Raw genomic sequence first — 16,759 nt, 5'->3', positions numbered from 1 at the left:
CCACCAGGTAAGCGCCATGCAGGCCGGGTCAGCGTTGTTCTTCTTTACTGTACGCGCACCCAGGTCTGGGTACGCCCGAAGGGGCCGATAGAGCCGCGCACTTCCAGCTTTGCACCGCCTTCAATCGGGGTCATGCGCAGCGTGTAGGTTTTGCCGTTTTCGGGGTCAAGAATCTTGCCGTCTTCCCAGACGTCTTTGCCCTCAGCCTTTTTGGCACCACGGATGATTTCCAGACCCACCACAGGCTTGTCTTTGCGGTCATCCGCGCACTTGTCGCAGACCGCGTTGGGGTTGGCACCCTCACGCAGCACACGCTCCACCTTGCCGGTCAGTACGCCACCGTGGTCGGTGATGCGCACTTCCGATTTGGGGGCCTGGGTTTTTTCATCCAGGCTCTTCCACAAACCGACTGGTGACATCTGCGCCATGGCTGGCGCACCGAAAGCTACGAAAACCAGAGCTGCTAACACTTTATTCATGAGAACCTCCGTATCAAAGACTTTCACATTGAAGGAAATACGTGCGCTGGCAGCTACTTAACTAAGAGCTGCGTCGGTATCCATCAGCACCTTGCTACCGGCACGTGCGGTACGCATCAGCGTGACGGTTTCGGGGAACAGCTTGGCAAAGTAAAAGCGTGCGGTTTGCAGTTTGCCGACGTAGAACGGATCGGTATTACCGGCCGCAATGGCACGCAATGACACCTGGGCCATGCGGGCAAACAGGTAGCCGAACACCAGGTGGCCGGCTACACGCAGGTAATCCACCGATGCAGCACCCACTTCGTCAGGGTTTTGCATGCCCTTGAATCCGATTTCGGTGGTGAACTTGGTCATCTGCTCGCCCAGCATGGCGATGGGGTTGATGAACTCGGCCATCTTCTCGTTGACGCCCTCTTCTTCCACCAGCTGCGCCACCAGCTTGCCAAACTTCTTCAGTGTTGCGCCCTGATTGCCCAGCACTTTGCGGCCCAGCAGATCCAGTGCCTGCACGCCGTTGGTGCCTTCATAGATCATGTTGATACGGTTATCGCGTACGTACTGCTCCATGCCCCATTCTTTGATGAAGCCATGGCCGCCAAAGACCTGCTGGCTGGCGGTGGTGGCAATCCAGCCGTTGTCGGTCAGGAAGGCTTTCACGATGGGCGTAAGCAGTGCCACCAAGTCAGCGCTGTCTTTTTGCACCTTCTCGTCAGGGTGGTTCAGCTCTTTGTCGATCAGCAGTGCGCAGAAAGTTGACAGCGCACGGCCGCCTTCGGCATACGCCTTGGCCGTCAGCAACATGCGGCGCACGTCGGGGTGCACGATGATGGGGTCGGCAGGCTTGTCTTTGGCTTTGACGCCCGAGAGGCTGCGCATTTGCAGACGATCCTTGGCGTAGGCCAGCGCGTTTTGGTAAGCCACTTCGGTCAGACCCAGCGACTGGTTGCCCACGCCCAGACGTGCGGCATTCATCATCACGAACATGGCTTGCAGGCCCTTGTTGGGCTGGCCCACCATTTCGCCAACTGCATCTTCCATCACGATCTGAGCGGTCGCGTTGGACTTGATGCCCATCTTGTGCTCCAGACCACCGCAGTAAATGCCGTTACGCTCACCGAGCGAGCCATCGGCATTGACTTTGTACTTAGGCACCACAAACAGGCTGATGCCCTTGGAGCCCACAGGCGCATCGGGCAAACGTGCCAGCACCAGGTGAATGATGTTGGAGGTGAAATCGTGCTCACCTGCCGAAATAAAAATCTTGTTGCCCGTGATCTTGTAGGTGCCATCCGCCTGTGGCTCAGCCTTGGAGCGCAGCAGTCCCAGATCGGTGCCGCAATGGGGTTCGGTCAGGCACATGGTGCCAGTCCACTCACCACTGGTCAGCTTGGGCAGGTACTTGGTCTTGAGGTCATCAGAGCCATGGGCGTGCAATGCTTCGTAAGCGCCATGCGACAGACCCGGGTACATGGTCCACGCCTGATTGGCGCTGTTGAGCATTTCGTACAACGCCGAGTTGACGGCAAAGGGCAGCCCTTGTCCACCGTATGCCGGGTCGCACGACAGTGCAGGCCAGCCACCTTCTACAAACTGTGCATAGGCTTCTTTGTAGCCCTTGGGGGTGGTCACTTCATGCGTGGTCTTGTCCAGATGGCAGCCCTCTTCATCACCGCTGATGTTCAAAGGAAATGCCACGTTGGCAGCAAATTTGCCTGCCTCCTGCAGCACGGCATTGATGGTGTCGGCATCCACCTCGGCATGCTTGGGCAGCGCTTTGTATTCTTCTTCGATCTTGAACACTTCGTGCATCAAGAATTGCATGTCGCGCAGGGGCGGGTTGTAGCTGGGCATGGTTTGTCTCCTCGTGTATCAGCAATAACAGTTGTGAAGGGTGTGGCTTACGCCTGAAGGGGCTGTGCGCCGTAGCGCAGCAAAATGCTTTCAAAACCTGCCAAAGCGCGCTGCATGGCACCCGAGCTGCGCATGAAGCGCGCCTCGTAATGCAGCACCAGAATCAGGCCGTGAATTTCTGACAGAACCTGGCTTTCATCGACATCTGCGGCCAGGTCACCAAGTTCTTTGCACTGGGTGATGGAGCGGCGCATGGCCTCGTGCCACGTGCCCACGGAGTTGACCAGCGCATCGCGCACAGGACCAATGTTGTCGTGGAACTCAATCGCGCCACTGATATAAATGCAGCCCGAGTCCAACTCGACGCTGGTGCGCTTCATCCAGTTGTCGAACAGTGCGCGCAGTCGCAGCAAGCCGCGCTCAGCCTGCAGCGCCGGGTAAAAAACCTCTTGCTCAAAGCGCTGGTGATATTCACGAATCACCGAAATCTGAAGTTCTTCGCGTGAACCGAAGTGGGCAAAAACGCCTGACTTGCTCATCTGCGTTGCTTCGGCCAAGCCACCAATCGACAAGCTTTCCAGGCCGTTGTGCATGGCCAGCTGCAAGGCAGCATCAATAATGTGGGCCTTGGTCTGCAGCCCTTTGGGAGAAGCGCGATGGCTGGCCCCTGCTCCCCGCGGCTTAGGTGCAGCGGCAGAGCTGGTTGGGACGGTGGGAAAAATGTGTGGGGTGAGAGACATGCATTACCAATAAAAACGAACGTGCGTTCTTTTTTAATCGTAAAAACATCCCTCTGCTTTGAGCATAGGTGCAAACCCTTGGCTTCAAGGATTTTTTATTCTCACCCCGGCATCCGTGATTCCAGCAGGTAACAAAAAAGGGCGGCAGCCTTCGCTGTCGCCCTTTGGGGTTGGGTGCCTGGTATTTTTAAATCAGCATCGCCAGGCTGGCATCCATGTTTTCTGTGGGCTGCCGGCGAAAGCCTGTACGCACGAAGCGCTGCATGCGTCCTAAAACAAAAGACATCAGCACACTGGCTGCAACCTGCGCTTCCACCGTGGGCGTCGCAGAGCCCAAAGCACCCGCAGCAGGACGCAGGCATTGGCGAAGTGTCGACTCGATACGGTCAAAAAACTGATTCATGCGTGCTTGCAAGCGGTCATGCTCCAGCTGCAAGGCATCGCCCACCATCACTCGCACCATACCGGGGTTGCGCTCAGCAAATTGCAGCAGCAACGCAACAATGCGCGCTGCGCGGCGAGCACCGTCTTCTGGCGTCATTTCAACTGCTTCCCCCTCGCGGCCAGCGACCTGCTGCACCAAGGCGAAGACTGACTGCTCGATAAAGTCAATCAACCCTTCGAACATCTGCGCCTTGCTGGCGAAATGACGGTACAACGCCGCTTCACTGACAGATAGATTCGCTGCCAGGGCTGCCGTAGTGATGCGGTCACTGCCAGGCTTTTCCAGCATGGCCGCCAATGCCTGAAGAATCTGCTCACGACGCTCACCGGGTTTAGGGCGCTTGCGCGTGCGGGGCTGCTCCTCCAGCGAAGGATTGGCAACTACAGTCTCGGCTATTTCGGTCAGTGGGCTCAGAACTTCAGATACGGACATAAGGCAGGCAAATCAACAGGTAAATCAATTCATTCTCTCACAGAGCATAGCGGAAGTAACCGTTTGTCAGATCAAGAGAATCAGAAGTTGTTACTCACTGAATATGAGTTGTACTTTCATTCCTTGGTCATACGCACCTTGCCCAAAACGCAGGTCAGCACCGTGGCCTTGGGCTATTTCTTGTGCAATCGCAAGTCCTAATCCAGTCCCCTCTGCGACAACACCAGGCACACGGTAAAAGCGCTGGGTCAAACGTGTGTACTCACCCACTGCAACACCCGGGCCATCATCTTCGACTTCGACATAGGCGCGCATACCCCGCTCGTCTGCAATTTTTCTGCCGCACCGCAATGTCACTTGCCCGCCTTGCGGCGTGTATTTGATGGCGTTGTCTAAGACGTTGCTTATTAATTCACGCAGCAACCATTCGTGACCTGTGACGTGGGCTGACTCCGCCTCCAGCCCCAAATCCAGGCCTTTGACCAAAGCGCTGTCCAAAAATGACTCCAGCAACGCCTCGCACAGGCTTTTCAAATCCACCCGCTGCGCCGCTGCGCCCTGCTCCAGGCCACTGTCTACACGCGACAAGGCCAAGAGCTGGTTGGCCAATTGTGTGGTTCTGCGCGATGCCTTGCGCAACTGATCGACTTGCTCAGCCGACAGCACAATGCTTTTGCCTGAAGCACTCTGGGCCATCAAAGCCCACGCCTCGACTTGCGACTGCAAAGCCGCCAAAGGTGTGCGCAACTGGTGTGCAGCATCAGCGATAAACCGCTGCTGGGTCTCATTTTCAGCATGGGCTTTTGCAAAAAGCCGATTTAGCGCATTGGCCATGGCCTGTACCTCGGCAGGTGCATCCGGTACGTTGTCAATCGGACGGACATCTTTGGGCAATCTGGATTGAACGGCCTGCGCCAAAGTGAGCCAAGGCGTCAGCGCCCTGCGAGCGGCCATATGCGCCATGGCTGCCAGCACCAGCAGCATCAGCAAAGCGGGCAAGCTGGTGAGCAACAGGTCTTGCACAGCAGGCGACTGCCCCGGATGCTCGGCAATCTGCGTGGCCACGCTGTAACCCAGCCAAACGGCCGACAGCATCAGCCCCAGCATGGGCAGCAACATTGGCAAAAACAAAGCCACCCAGCGCTTGCGAATGAGTAATTGCATAAATATTAAAAAATGAGCTTATAACGCTTATGCACATTAGATTTCAATGTAAATAAGCATTGAAATCATTGAAAACAAAGCGCTTGCAGCTATTAAATTCAAACAATCACAGTTTCTTGTTGAAGCAAATCCAGGCGGTATCCAAAGCCTCGGATTGAACGCAAGGCCACCCCATACGGCTCCAATTTGGCGCGCAGGCGCGATACATAAACTTCCACTGCGTTCGGTGTGATCTCTTTATCCCAGCCTGTCAAGGCCTGAAGCAGCTTGTCTTTGCTGGCGGGCTTGGGCGCATGAATCAGCAAGTACTCCAAAACAGTCCACTCACGAGGCCCCAGGTCAATGGTCTGCAGCTCGCCACTGCCCTCCTGGCCACCCGCCCATACACAGGCACTGCGCGCTGCAGTATCCAGAGCCAGCGGACCAAAGCTCAACACCGCACTGTTAGCGGCTTGTGAGCGGCGCAGCAATGCACGCAGCCGCGCCAAGAGTTCAGGCAGCTCATAGGGCTTGACCATGTAATCGTCAGCCCCCAGATCAAGCCCACGTACACGGTCATGCAAGCCATCACGTGCCGTCAGCATCAGCACTGGCATACACGTGCAGTTCATCCCTTTGCCACGCATGCGAGACAGCAATTCCAGCCCGTCCATGCCTGACAGGCCAATGTCCAAAATAGCGATATCGAAAGACTCCTGCGCCAGCACTTCCAGCGCACGCTCAGCGCTGCTGACCCAGTCCACGGCATAACCAGCATCGGCCAGACCCAGCTTCATACCGCTGGCCACCATCAAATCGTCTTCAACCAGCAAAAGCCGCATCACATGCCCCCTATGTGCGCCTTTTTATGCTCTTGGCGCTCCATCTGCGTTGAATGGTGCAATCCGCACGCGGAACTGCCTTGTATACCTTCACGCGATAGTAGTGACTTTTCTCACTGGCTTGGCAGTGGCCAATTCTCGCTCTTGCATCAAATGCATAAAAAAACGCTGAGACTTTTCAGTGCTCAGCGTATTCGTGGATTAGTGGCTGCGAATCATCGTGCCATAGGCTTGGTCCGTCAAAATCTCCAGCAGCATGGCATGCGGCACGCGGCCGTCAATGATGTGCACGGCATTCACGCCAGCCTTGGCCGCATCCAGCGCACCGGCAATCTTGGGCAGCATGCCGCCAGAGATAGTGCCATCTGCAAACAAGCCGTCAATCTCGCGCGCGGTCAGATCGGTCAGCAGGTTGCCCCCCTTATCCAGCACCCCTGGAGTATTGGTCAGCAACACCAGTTTTTCAGCCTGCAACACGGTGGCCAGCTTGCTGGCCACCACATCAGCGTTGATGTTGTAGCTCTCGTTCTCTTCGCCAAACCCGATGGGGCTAATCACCGGAATGAAGGCATCATCCTGTAGCGCCTGCACCACATTCGGGTCAATTGCCACAATGTCACCCACTTGCCCCACATCATGCTCGATCGATGGATCTTTGTTATCCAGCAACTTCAATTTCTTGGCACGAATCAAACCACCATCGCGCCCTGTCAGGCCCACGGCCTTGCCACCCGCCTGATGAATCAGGCCCACGATGTCCTGCTGCACTTCACCGGCCAGCACCCACTCCACCACTTCCATCGTCTCGGCATCGGTGACACGCATGCCTTGAATAAACTGACCCTTTTTGCCCAATCGGTTCAGAGCGGTTTCAATCTGCGGCCCCCCGCCATGCACCACCACCGGGTTGATGCCCACCAACTTCAAGAGCACCACATCTTCCGCAAAGTCCGCCTGCAGTGCAGGATCGGTCATGGCGTTACCGCCATACTTGATGACCATGGTCTTGCCATGGAACTTGCGTATGTAAGGCAAGGCCTGAGCCAGAATTTCGGCCTTGTCGCGAGGGGCAATGTGGGTGGTGGAGTCGGTCATGATTGCTAATGTTCAGTCACGTGGGACAATGATCAATACGGATGGGCTGCATTGTGCCGCAATTAGAGCCTCAATTCAGATGCACCAAGACTGCCGACAGACCAATAACTTAGCCCCTAAAGAAAAAACCGGATGTCTTCAAGCCAATTTTCATTTTTAGAATTATTAAGGTATGACGCATTTATTGCACTTCTTGCCTCGTTTTTTACCTGCCTATTTCTGGTATTGACAAAGAAATGGCATGGCAATTTTTCAATGGACTCAAGTGATGGTGTTCAAAAAGTTCACACAACCCCAACACCCCGCATCGGTGGCATTGGTATTGCGATTGGCATACTTGCAGGATTTGCAGCCTCAAGCCATGACATTGCAGCTAGTGAAAAAAGAGTCATTCTGAGTGCTATTTTGTTAGCGGGTATACCTGCATTTATTTTTGGTCTACTTGAAGACCTGACCAAGAAAGTATCAGTCAAAGTCAGGCTTTTGGCGACTATGGCCTCTGGTGTACTTGGCTGGGGTATTACAGGCGTATCACTTACCCACGTTGATATACCAGGATTTGATTACCTTCTCGGTTTCACTCTAATTTCTGTTATTTTCACTGCCATTGCAGTTGGTGGTGTCGCCAATGCAATCAATATTATTGATGGCCTGAATGGACTTACAGCAGGTACTGCCCTTATTATTTTAGCTGCATTTGGATTCATTGCCCGCCAAGTGGGCGATATTCCACTAGCGTTCACATGCCTGATCATAGCTGGTGCCGTAGGTGGATTCTTTCTTGTAAATTGGCCCAAAGGAAAAATTTTCCTCGGTGATGGTGGTGCTTATTTTCTAGGATTTACGCTTGCTTGGATCGCTGTACTTCTTCCAGAGCGTAACAGCAGCATCTCGCCATGGACAAGCCTTCTTATATGCTCTTACCCGATTATTGAAGTAGCTTTCAGCGTTTTGCGTCGTTGCTTGCGCGAGGGTTACAGCCCCACTGAGCCAGATTTTTCTCATTTGCATTCTCTAGCCAACAAGCGTTGGGCAAAAAAACTTTTTTCTAATTTTTCTAAGGCAATGCAAAATGGCCTAACTTCACCTTTTCTCTGGGTTTATGCAATGATTCCGTGTGGATTGGCCGTTCTAACGTATCAAAGCAAATTACTGACCGCAGTGTCTTTTCTATTTAGTTTCGTTTTTTATCTGATGTTCTATAGCAAGCTTGCATTTTTCAGGTGGATACCTAAATAGATTGAAAATATTTTCTCAAACGTTCTAAGTAATTTTCGCTTTCCAGCGTCATTTCATCAGGGGCCCAAGGTGCAAAATATTTTGGGGCTTCTGGATTAAATGGCCCACCCTTAACTTCCAATAATACAGATCCCTCTTCTAATGAGACGACGGTGTGCCATTGCCCTGGCTGAACCTCAACGCCAATTGCCACACCTTTTTCACCTGCATGCCGCCCGGCACCAAATAAATGCGTGAACTCCACCTCACCTTTATTATCAAAAATCACTAGCCCTAACAAGCCCTTCACAGCGATCAAGGTTTCCGCTCCTTGCTGGGAGCCATGACAGTGCGGCCTTAAATAGCTCTCAGGTTCAATCGCATTAAAAAATCGCTGACAAGCCTCTTGAAAGTCAGCATGCAAGTTCTTGTGCTGTCTTTTTCTAAGGTTTTTTTTAGCCTGAGAGCTCAACTCATTCAAAATATTTTCTGAAAATATATTTGCATGCATAAGTTACTTCTTCAATCTAGACACAATTTGTTTGACTGCATTTTCAGGTGAAAAAAGTTCGCGATAAATCAGACGACATTTTGAATAAATATCTTTATCAGTCTCTATATCCTTCATTAAAATTATTAATTTTCGCTCCAACTCTTCCACATTGGCATTCTCACAAACAACTCCTACTCCATAACCATCAATAATTTCCTTCAGATCATTTCCAGGATTGATATTTGCCAATACAGGGAGACCACTTTGCATGTAAGAAAGAAATTTACCAGGAATGTTATGTGATTTATGCCTTTGGTCTAGAGAAACTATGCCAACAGCACATTGTGCATAGAGAGCGGGTATATCATCAGGATGAATTTCATCTTTAAACAGAACATTATCCAGCAACCGTCGCTCTACTTGCGCAGTCAATCTTTTCACTTCGCTACCGCGACCAACAAACAGAAATCCGATATTTTTTTGATATTTTAATTTTTCTGCCAAATCTATCAGGACATCCATTCCCTGAGCAATACCCATATTTCCAGCATAAACAAAAATTTTACGACCTGCTAATATTGTATTTTCTATATCTATCGAGCATTTATCAGGCTTTGTATCAGCCAGCCAATTTTGAAGAACAACGACTTCTTTACCTTTATTCTCTATCCACTCTTTAAAATACGTCAAATTACCTGGAGTTTGCACCCCTATGGTATCTGCCACAGAATATTGATATCTTGCAATCGCGTTGAAGAAATGATAGGGAGCCCCTTTTCCCATCAATTCCATGTCTACCGCCCATTGAGGAAAGATATCTCTAATAATTAAATAACTTTTGCAATTATTTTTCTTTTTCAAAAAATTAACAAAGTATCCATGAAAAATGGAAGGCGCGTACCACACGACCGCATTCCATTGCACATTCATGAATGGGCTTTTTTTAAAATTTCTCCGCATGGAAAAAGACATCAGCAATTCTGCAATTGTTCTTCTTAAATAGCTGACATCTTTACTCTTTAAGGACTTTAACCTTAAAACCTGAAACCCATCCATTTCTTCAATTGAATAGTCTTCCTCAATATCCCACGAGGGAAGAATTACTGTCAACTGATGGCCTTGCGCAACAAACTCTCGTGATAAATCCCTTAGTTGTACTGCACCAGAATTACGCAAAGGAGGAAAAGTATCAGCAATTAAGGCTATTCTCATTATTCAATAATATTTAATATTTTTTCCACACTACACGGTTCACATAATCGGTATAGCTATGTACGATACGTAGAACCTTGTCACTCACATTCGGCATGCTGTAGTCATACACAGGGCGAATTCCGTGCGGATTACTGCGATCACTGCCACGTGGCTGACTGGCCAAAATGGCCAGCCCTTGCCGCACACGATTGACCTCTAAGCCCACCATCATGGCTGCAGCCTCTTCCATGCCTTCGGGGCGCTCATGCGCCTCGCGCAAGTTCAACGCGGGGAAGTTAAGGATGCTGGCCTCTTCATTGATAGTGCCGCTGTCTGATAGCACGGCTCTGGCGTGCAATTGCAGGTGGTTGTAATCATGAAACCCCAAAGGCTTCATCAGCTGCACCAAGGGATGAAACTGTATGCCCGTCACGTCAATGCGTTTTTGAGTACGAGGGTGCGTGCTCACCACCACTGGCAGGCCGTAGTCTTCTGCCAAAGTATTGAGTACCGCAGCTAGCTTGGTAAAGCTGCGCTCACTCTCAATGTTTTCCTCACGGTGGGCGCTGACAACAAAGTAGCCCTCTTTGGTCAGCCCCAAGCGTTGCAGTACAGAGGAAGCATCAATCTGTGGTCGGTAGTGCGTTAGCACCTCGAACATCGGGCTACCGGTTTTAATGACTTGATCAGGCGGCAAACCTTCACGCAGCAGGTAGTCACGTGCAATGCTGCTATATGTGAGGTTGATATCAGCGGTGTGGTCAACGATGCGACGGTTGATCTCTTCGGGCACTCGCATGTCAAAACAACGATTGCCAGCCTCCATGTGAAAGATGGGAACCTTGCGCCGCTTGGCTGGAATCACACTCAAGCAACTGTTGGTATCGCCAAGCACGAGCATGGCCTCAGGTTGTTCAGCTAATAGCAGACCGTCCATCTTGGCAATGATGGTGCCAATCGTCTCGGCAGCACTGCCAACCGCAGCGTTCAGAAAATGATCAGGCTTGCGAAGGCCCAGGTCATCAAAAAAAATCTGATTCAACTCGTAATCGTAGTTTTGACCCGTGTGCACCAGCACATGCTCGCAATGCTCATCCAAACGCGCCAGCACACGTGAAAGGCGAATGATTTCAGGCCGGGTACCAACCACGGTCATGATTTTGAGTTTTTTCATTGAAATAGTAAGAAAAAAACGGATACCCGGCCATGCTGGGCATCAGGTACTGTGAGCTACAGCAAACAGGCAAAAGTATCTGGCCGTGCGCGGTCAAATACCTCATTGGCCCAGAGCATGACGACCATTTCGTCAGAACCAATATTCGTGATGTCGTGCGTCCAGCCAGGGACTGTTTCCACAATTTCGGCCTTATCGCCGTTGGTCACCAATTCGTACGCTTCGCCAGTCAGCATGTGGCGAAATTTAAAACGGGCCTGCCCCTTTATCACCAAAAACTTTTCCGTCTTGGTGTGGTGGTAATGCCCTCCCCGCGTAATACCCGGGTGTGCAGTGAAGTAACTGAACTGACCGCAGTCGGGCGTTTTCAACATCTCTGCAAACACCCCACGTTGGTCACCATACATCGGCACAGTGTAGGCAAAGGTATCCACAGGCAAGTAGCTGACGTAGGTTGCGTACAGCGCACGCACCAACCCTGTGCCCACACGCTCTGTCATCAGCGTGCTACGGCTGTTCTTAAATGCCTGAATCTGCCTCGCCATCTCACCAACTGTTGTTGTGTATTGCGGTGACACTGTTGCAAGCCCATTGACATCCACCATGGCATCCGCGCCATCCAAGAGTTCAATGAACCTTTTAACCACATCATCTACATACACCAGCGTCAGCGGCGCATCAGGATCGTTCACCTGAATAGGCAGATCACGCGCAATGTTGTGGCAGAACGTAGCTACGGCCGAGTTGTAATTGGGTTTGCACCACTTGCCAAATACATTCGGCAAGCGAAACACATGCACCGGCACACCCCAAAGACGTTGCAACTCAAACAACGCCTCTTCAGCCAAGCGCTTGCTATTGCCATATGGGTTATCGCGTAAAGCTTGTGTGGACGAGGTGTACACAACGGGAATTTTTCGCCCTGTATCTGCTGCAACACCTCTCACTGCATGACACAACACCTCTGTCAGTGCAGCATTACCGACAACGAACTCCTGTGGAGTTTGTGGTCGATTGACACCTGCCAAATGGAAAATAAAGTCTACATCACGCAATAAATGGGGCAATTGCGCTACATCGCTTTCACGCGTAAAGCGCAGCACTTGCACATCCTTGCGATCGGCCAGATGAAGCTGCAAATTCTTGCCGACAAAACCATCTGCGCCGGTTACCAAGACCTTTTTCACAGCAGTTACTCCTCAGCCTCTGCGTGCTCGCCACGTGCAATGCGCTGCATGAAATCGAGTTTGAGCAACAACTGCTTCATGCCATCCACATCCAAGCGCTTGGTATTGTGCGAGTTGTAGTCTTCTTCCTCAGAAGTCTCCGTCAAACGTTGCGCTCCTTGCTCCGTAAACTTGGCATAGTTGAGATCACGCCCATCCGGTGGAACACGGTAGTAGTCCCCCATGTCCTCGGCACATGCCAGCTCCTCACGACTGAGCAAGGCCTCGTAAAGCTTTTCTCCATGTCTGGTACCAATGGTGTGCACAGGGTGGTCAGCCTTGCCCATTAACGTCAGGACTGCGTGGGCCAGCACCTGCACCGTCGCAGCGGGAGCCTTCTGTACAAAAATATCACCGTTGTTGCCATGCTCAAACGCATACAGTACCAAGTCCACAGCATCTGCCAACGTCATCATGAAGCGGGTCATGGCCGGGTTGGTCAGGGTGAGGGGATTGCCTGCAAATGCCTGCTGCACAAATAGCGGAATCACCGACCCGCGCGAGGCCATCACATTGCCATAGCGCGTGCCGCAGATCACCGTGCCCGTGCCTTCCAAGTTACGGCTAGCCGCAACCATCACTTTCTCCATCATGGCCTTGCTGATACCCATGGCATTGATGGGATACACCGCCTTATCGGTGCTCAGACACACCACGCGCTTAACGCCTGCCTGGATGGCGGCTTCCAGCACGTTTTCTGTTCCAAGTACGTTGGTACGCACCGCTTGCATAGGGTGAAATTCGCACGATGGCACCTGCTTGAGTGCCGCAGCATGGAACACATAGTCGACCCCACGCATTGCCTGCTCTACGCTGCGCGCATCGCGCACGTCACCAATGTAGAACTTGAGCTTGTCGCTGTTATAGCGCTTGCGCATGTCGTCTTGCTTCTTTTCATCCCGACTGAAGATACGAATTTCAGCAATATCAGTATCCAGGAAACGCTTGAATACCGCATTACCGAAAGAGCCTGTGCCACCGGTAATCAGAAGGGTCTTATTAGTAAACATCATTTCACTCAAATTTTGCGCTGCAAACCCAAAGCCTCTCGGCACAGGACATCTTTTTGCTGCGGTGTCGGATAACTGATCAGTACCGCGCGGTACTGCCCTTTGAAAACAAACAAGCTTCCAGCTGCAGCGCCTATCACTCCACAGGCCTTCAGTAAGTCTCCAATATGCTCCAGTGAACCCGCACCTCCAAGCACCGTAACAGGTACATTGACGGCAGCCCGCACCTGCTTGGCCAGTTCAATGTCGTAGCCCTTCATCTCACCATCGTGGTTGACGGAGTTAATCACGATCTCTCCGGCACCTGCCTCTTGCAATTGCCGAGCAAACACAACTGGATCCAGCTTGTGCGCCGTCTTTGCATTGTGGGTACATAGCTCATACCCTTTGCTAAAAAGGCCAGTTTTTTTACGCACATCCAGCACAGCAACCACGCTTTGCCGGCCAATCGCACGAGCCATACGAGTCAGAAGCAATGGATCAGATATAGCAGCAGAACTGACAGACACTTTCTCCACACCAAGATCGATAATCCGTGACGCTTGCTCTGCAGTGCGAACGCCGCCGCCATAGCACAGGGGCATACGACACTCTGCCGCCAGCTTTGCTATCAACGCATAGTTAGGCTCAACCTCATTCACGGTGGCGTCAACGTCGAGAACCATCAACTCATCGGCCTCTTTCTCATTGAAGATTTTGACTGCATTGATGGGGTCGCCAACATACTTCGGTGCCTTGAAATTCTGGGTCTTAACCAAACCACCTTTATGGACAAGCAAACAAGGAATGATGCGGGGGCGCAGCATAGTTCAAAACTCCACAAAATTCTTCAAAAGCTGGGCACCGAAATGGTGGCTCTTTTCTGGATGGCACTGCACACCATGAATATTCCCTTTGGAGACAATGCAATCAAAGTTCATACCGTATTCCGCAGTAGCAGCAACATCTTCTTTGTTATTCGCATCGAAATAATAAGAATGCAGAAAGTAAAAACGCGGCTCCGGTTCAAAACCGGTGAACAGCTTATGCTCCGGTCGAACTTGAATGTCATTCCACCCCATGTGCGGCATTGGCAAATCCTTTGAGGCAGGCGTAGAGGCGAATGCCTTGACACGCCCTGGCACCCAGCCCAGCCCCGGAAGCTCGCCCTCATCACTGCCGTTGGCCAACATCTGCATGCCAACGCAGATACCGATCACCGGCACTTGCTGAACCCGCACCATCTCTTCCAGCCGTTGCCGCATGCCCGACTCGTTGAGCAGCCCCATCGCATGGTCAAACGCTCCTACACCCGGCAACACAAGACGCGTAGCCCCCTCAAGCTCCTCCACAGTGCGAGCGCGCGCGGCCTCAACACCAAGGCGCTTGAACATGGTCAGAAACGCCTGGATATTCCCAACACCGTAGTCAATGATTCGAATCACCGGAAATACCTCTTTTCCAGGCCCAGCCAGCGCATGACATTAGCGCCCAAGCCAATCAACCACCGCTTGTTTTTATAGTCACGATAAGTCTTGTTAGGTGCATCAAATATCTGCTGCAATTCATCAACAGTCAGATCGAGCTTATGGGCTACGTATTCGAACTCCTGCTTCAGAAAATGTTCGTCCATTTCGGGCTTTGCAATACGCTCAAGTGCAGCTTCCCGCGTCATTTGCCCAGTCATGATCAAACTGGAAAAGTGTGCACGGCGCTTATGGAAGCCGAATTTACGAGGGAGCCAATAATCTTCGTAGAAACGGGTGAATCGCGACTCGTGGTGCTTGTGCTGAAAGCGCTGCCAGCCAAATAAGCGCTCCAGCTCATCTTCAGCATCCTTCTTCACGAAAGGAACAAGATTTAGCGGATGGTGCACCTTCATCCCAAGAATTTTTTGATAGAACAGCTTATAAACCAAGATATCTTTGATTGGAAAGGTTTCCAGCGGACGTTTACCAAATTGACGGTGAATGTCGCGGAACAACATAGTATCGATACCCAGATATCCACCCCACTCTTCAGGCTCTCGGCAGCACTCCGTTGAAAAATTTGATCCTGTAATCACATGCTTGATTTTGTGTTTACGAGCAAACTTATAGAGAGAAGAGAAAAACGATGCATCCTGAGGCAGGTCTTGGTCTGGAATCCCTGACTTCAAGAAGGCAACCTGCAAATCCTTCATTTCTTCCCAATTAATAACCTCGGTGTACAAATCCACCCCTAGGCCATCAACCAGTTTTTCGATATTACCTACAGCCTGATCCGTATTCCAGCCTGCATCCACATGGAATAGTAATGGGCGTAGACCCATTTTCTTCGCGGCTATATAAGCTGCATAAGAACTGTCTAATCCGCCACTAAGACCAATAATGGCATCAAACTCTTTGCCTTGGGTATCCGCCTTGATCTGCTCGGCCATGTGCGCCAGCGCTGCAGCACCTTGAGCGCCTGTATCCCAGTTGGGCTGAATGGTAGTTTTAAAATTATTGCAGTATTCACAAACCCCATGGTCATCAAATTGAATGTGGGGATCTGAAGTATCCATGATGCAGTGAGTGCAGATTTTGTAGCTCATACTTATATCGACCTAATAATTTTTCTCATAGCGTAGAAATATTTATTTGAATATGCCAGAAATCTTAATTTATCAGATAGCGTAATTTTAGCAAATAAGATATCTAGCCAATCTCCTTTACGACGATAGTTTTCTGCGCAAGAGAGATTTTTCAAATAGGCAATTCGATCGATGGGTAAGATTTCTTTATATTTATTTAAAAATTCATCAATTACATTCATTCGCTTGGAGAATTTTTTATTGAACGTTTGATAGTCATCTTTGATGGTAATTGAATTACCAGAGTGAACTCTCCATAAACAAGCCACATCGTCATGTGATTTCACATGCAGCATAGGTAAATATGTCAGGCAAAAATCCATCCAAGTATCTTCATTGGGGAGTGAATCAGGGATATCCATCAAATATTTTGCGGCCGCTCTATCAAACATGATGGAAGCCCCAGAAGGGTTGCCGCGCCCTTTCCTCTTTGGAATTAGTATTCCATCAATTCTTTTATCTTCAGATAAAACCTGAATCTTTGACATTAATATCGCCGGCGATTCCATATTTTGCATATCATTCATTCTTTTGGCCAAAGAGTCCAAAGGCATGATGTCATCACCCGCAAACAAGGCGATACATTCACCCTGTGCTAATCGATATCCATGCTTAAATGCAGATACTTTGCCAGATGTTGGATTATTATCAAAAATAATTCGACCATCCGTTAAAGCAATTGATTTTATAATTTCCACAGTCGAATCAGTTGAACCATCATCTATAACAATTATCTCTATATTCCCAACATTCTGCCTTTGAATACTTTGAATCGCAGATTCAATGTGCACACATTCATTTTTCACCGCCATTAAAACACT

General features: G+C 50.6%; 17 protein-coding genes. 1 reads left to right on the top strand and 16 read right to left on the bottom strand.

The genetic code is table 11. From position 1 onward, the window contains the following. Positions 1 to 44 precede the first annotated feature (44 nt). The 7 genes from H9646_RS07575 to argB form a co-directional block, all read right to left on the bottom strand. Complete coding sequence (locus tag H9646_RS07575; RefSeq protein ID WP_191722735.1) at positions 45 to 479, bottom strand: DUF2147 domain-containing protein; 435 nt, start codon at positions 477 to 479, stop codon at positions 45 to 47. A gap of 57 nt (positions 480 to 536) precedes the next feature. Then, a complete protein-coding gene (locus tag H9646_RS07570; RefSeq protein WP_191722734.1) occupies positions 537 to 2,333 on the bottom strand; it encodes an acyl-CoA dehydrogenase C-terminal domain-containing protein in 1,797 nt (598 codons plus the stop codon). Positions 2,334 to 2,380: 47 nt separating this feature from the next. Next, positions 2,381 to 3,073, bottom strand: coding sequence for a TetR/AcrR family transcriptional regulator (locus H9646_RS07565; protein WP_191722733.1), 693 nt, complete (start codon positions 3,071 to 3,073; stop codon positions 2,381 to 2,383). 187 nt (positions 3,074 to 3,260) lie between these two features. Beyond that, positions 3,261 to 3,950, bottom strand: a complete 690-nt coding sequence (slmA, locus tag H9646_RS07560) for a nucleoid occlusion factor SlmA (RefSeq protein ID WP_191722732.1) — start codon at positions 3,948 to 3,950, stop codon at positions 3,261 to 3,263. A 90-nt stretch (positions 3,951 to 4,040) separates the two neighbouring features. Next, positions 4,041 to 5,114, bottom strand: coding sequence for an ATP-binding protein (locus H9646_RS07555; protein ID WP_191722731.1), 1,074 nt, complete (start codon positions 5,112 to 5,114; stop codon positions 4,041 to 4,043). A gap of 98 nt (positions 5,115 to 5,212) precedes the next feature. Continuing rightward, complete coding sequence (locus H9646_RS07550; protein ID WP_191722730.1) at positions 5,213 to 5,935, bottom strand: response regulator transcription factor; 723 nt, start codon at positions 5,933 to 5,935, stop codon at positions 5,213 to 5,215. Between the two features lie 201 nt (positions 5,936 to 6,136). Further along, entirely contained in the window at positions 6,137 to 7,030 is an 894-nt protein-coding gene (gene argB, locus H9646_RS07545) for an acetylglutamate kinase (protein ID WP_191722729.1), read from the bottom strand. 132 nt (positions 7,031 to 7,162) lie between these two features. Between argB and H9646_RS07540 the strand changes: the two genes are divergently transcribed. Further along, the gene (locus tag H9646_RS07540) at positions 7,163 to 8,269 is read left to right on the top strand and encodes an MraY family glycosyltransferase (protein WP_191722728.1); all 1,107 of its coding nucleotides are present in this window, start codon (positions 7,163 to 7,165) and stop codon (positions 8,267 to 8,269) included. On the opposite strand, the gene H9646_RS07535 is transcribed toward H9646_RS07540, so the two are convergent. From H9646_RS07535 to H9646_RS07495, 9 genes are read right to left on the bottom strand one after another with little or no spacing between them, the layout of a single operon-like run. Further along, positions 8,262 to 8,759, bottom strand: a complete 498-nt coding sequence (locus H9646_RS07535; RefSeq protein WP_191722727.1) for a WbuC family cupin fold metalloprotein — start codon at positions 8,757 to 8,759, stop codon at positions 8,262 to 8,264. The genes H9646_RS07540 and H9646_RS07535 overlap by 8 nt on opposite strands. Positions 8,760 to 8,762: 3 nt before the next feature. Further along, entirely contained in the window at positions 8,763 to 9,953 is a 1,191-nt protein-coding gene (locus H9646_RS07530) for a glycosyltransferase family 4 protein (protein ID WP_191722726.1), read from the bottom strand. A gap of 13 nt (positions 9,954 to 9,966) precedes the next feature. After that, on the bottom strand, positions 9,967 to 11,109 hold the full coding sequence (wecB, locus tag H9646_RS07525) for a non-hydrolyzing UDP-N-acetylglucosamine 2-epimerase (RefSeq protein WP_191722725.1): 1,143 nt from the start codon (positions 11,107 to 11,109) through the stop codon (positions 9,967 to 9,969). Positions 11,110 to 11,165: 56 nt separating this feature from the next. Further along, a complete protein-coding gene (wbjC, locus tag H9646_RS07520) occupies positions 11,166 to 12,296 on the bottom strand; it encodes a UDP-2-acetamido-2,6-beta-L-arabino-hexul-4-ose reductase (protein ID WP_191722724.1) in 1,131 nt (376 codons plus the stop codon). A 5-nt stretch (positions 12,297 to 12,301) separates the two neighbouring features. Next, positions 12,302 to 13,345: a polysaccharide biosynthesis protein gene (locus H9646_RS07515; protein WP_191722793.1), complete on the bottom strand. Its 1,044-nt coding sequence runs from the start codon at positions 13,343 to 13,345 to the stop codon at positions 12,302 to 12,304. A gap of 8 nt (positions 13,346 to 13,353) precedes the next feature. Further along, positions 13,354 to 14,151, bottom strand: coding sequence for an AglZ/HisF2 family acetamidino modification protein (locus tag H9646_RS07510; protein ID WP_191722723.1), 798 nt, complete (start codon positions 14,149 to 14,151; stop codon positions 13,354 to 13,356). Between the two features lie 3 nt (positions 14,152 to 14,154). Then, the gene (gene hisH / locus H9646_RS07505) at positions 14,155 to 14,769 is read right to left on the bottom strand and encodes an imidazole glycerol phosphate synthase subunit HisH (RefSeq protein WP_191722722.1); all 615 of its coding nucleotides are present in this window, start codon (positions 14,767 to 14,769) and stop codon (positions 14,155 to 14,157) included. Then, a complete protein-coding gene (locus tag H9646_RS07500; RefSeq protein ID WP_191722721.1) occupies positions 14,766 to 15,899 on the bottom strand; it encodes an N-acetyl sugar amidotransferase in 1,134 nt (377 codons plus the stop codon). Before H9646_RS07500 ends, hisH begins: the two co-directional genes overlap by 4 nt. Positions 15,900 to 15,901: 2 nt before the next feature. Further along, a complete protein-coding gene (locus tag H9646_RS07495) occupies positions 15,902 to 16,750 on the bottom strand; it encodes a glycosyltransferase family 2 protein (protein WP_225214036.1) in 849 nt (282 codons plus the stop codon). Positions 16,751 to 16,759 lie beyond the last annotated feature (9 nt).

The sequence above is a fragment of the Comamonas avium genome, assembly GCF_014836675.1.
In the GTDB taxonomy this organism is placed as follows: Bacteria; Pseudomonadota; Gammaproteobacteria; order Burkholderiales; family Burkholderiaceae_C; genus Comamonas; species Comamonas avium.
The sequence above is the reverse complement of the archived record's forward strand: the minus strand, read 5'-3'. Positions and strand labels throughout refer to the sequence as shown.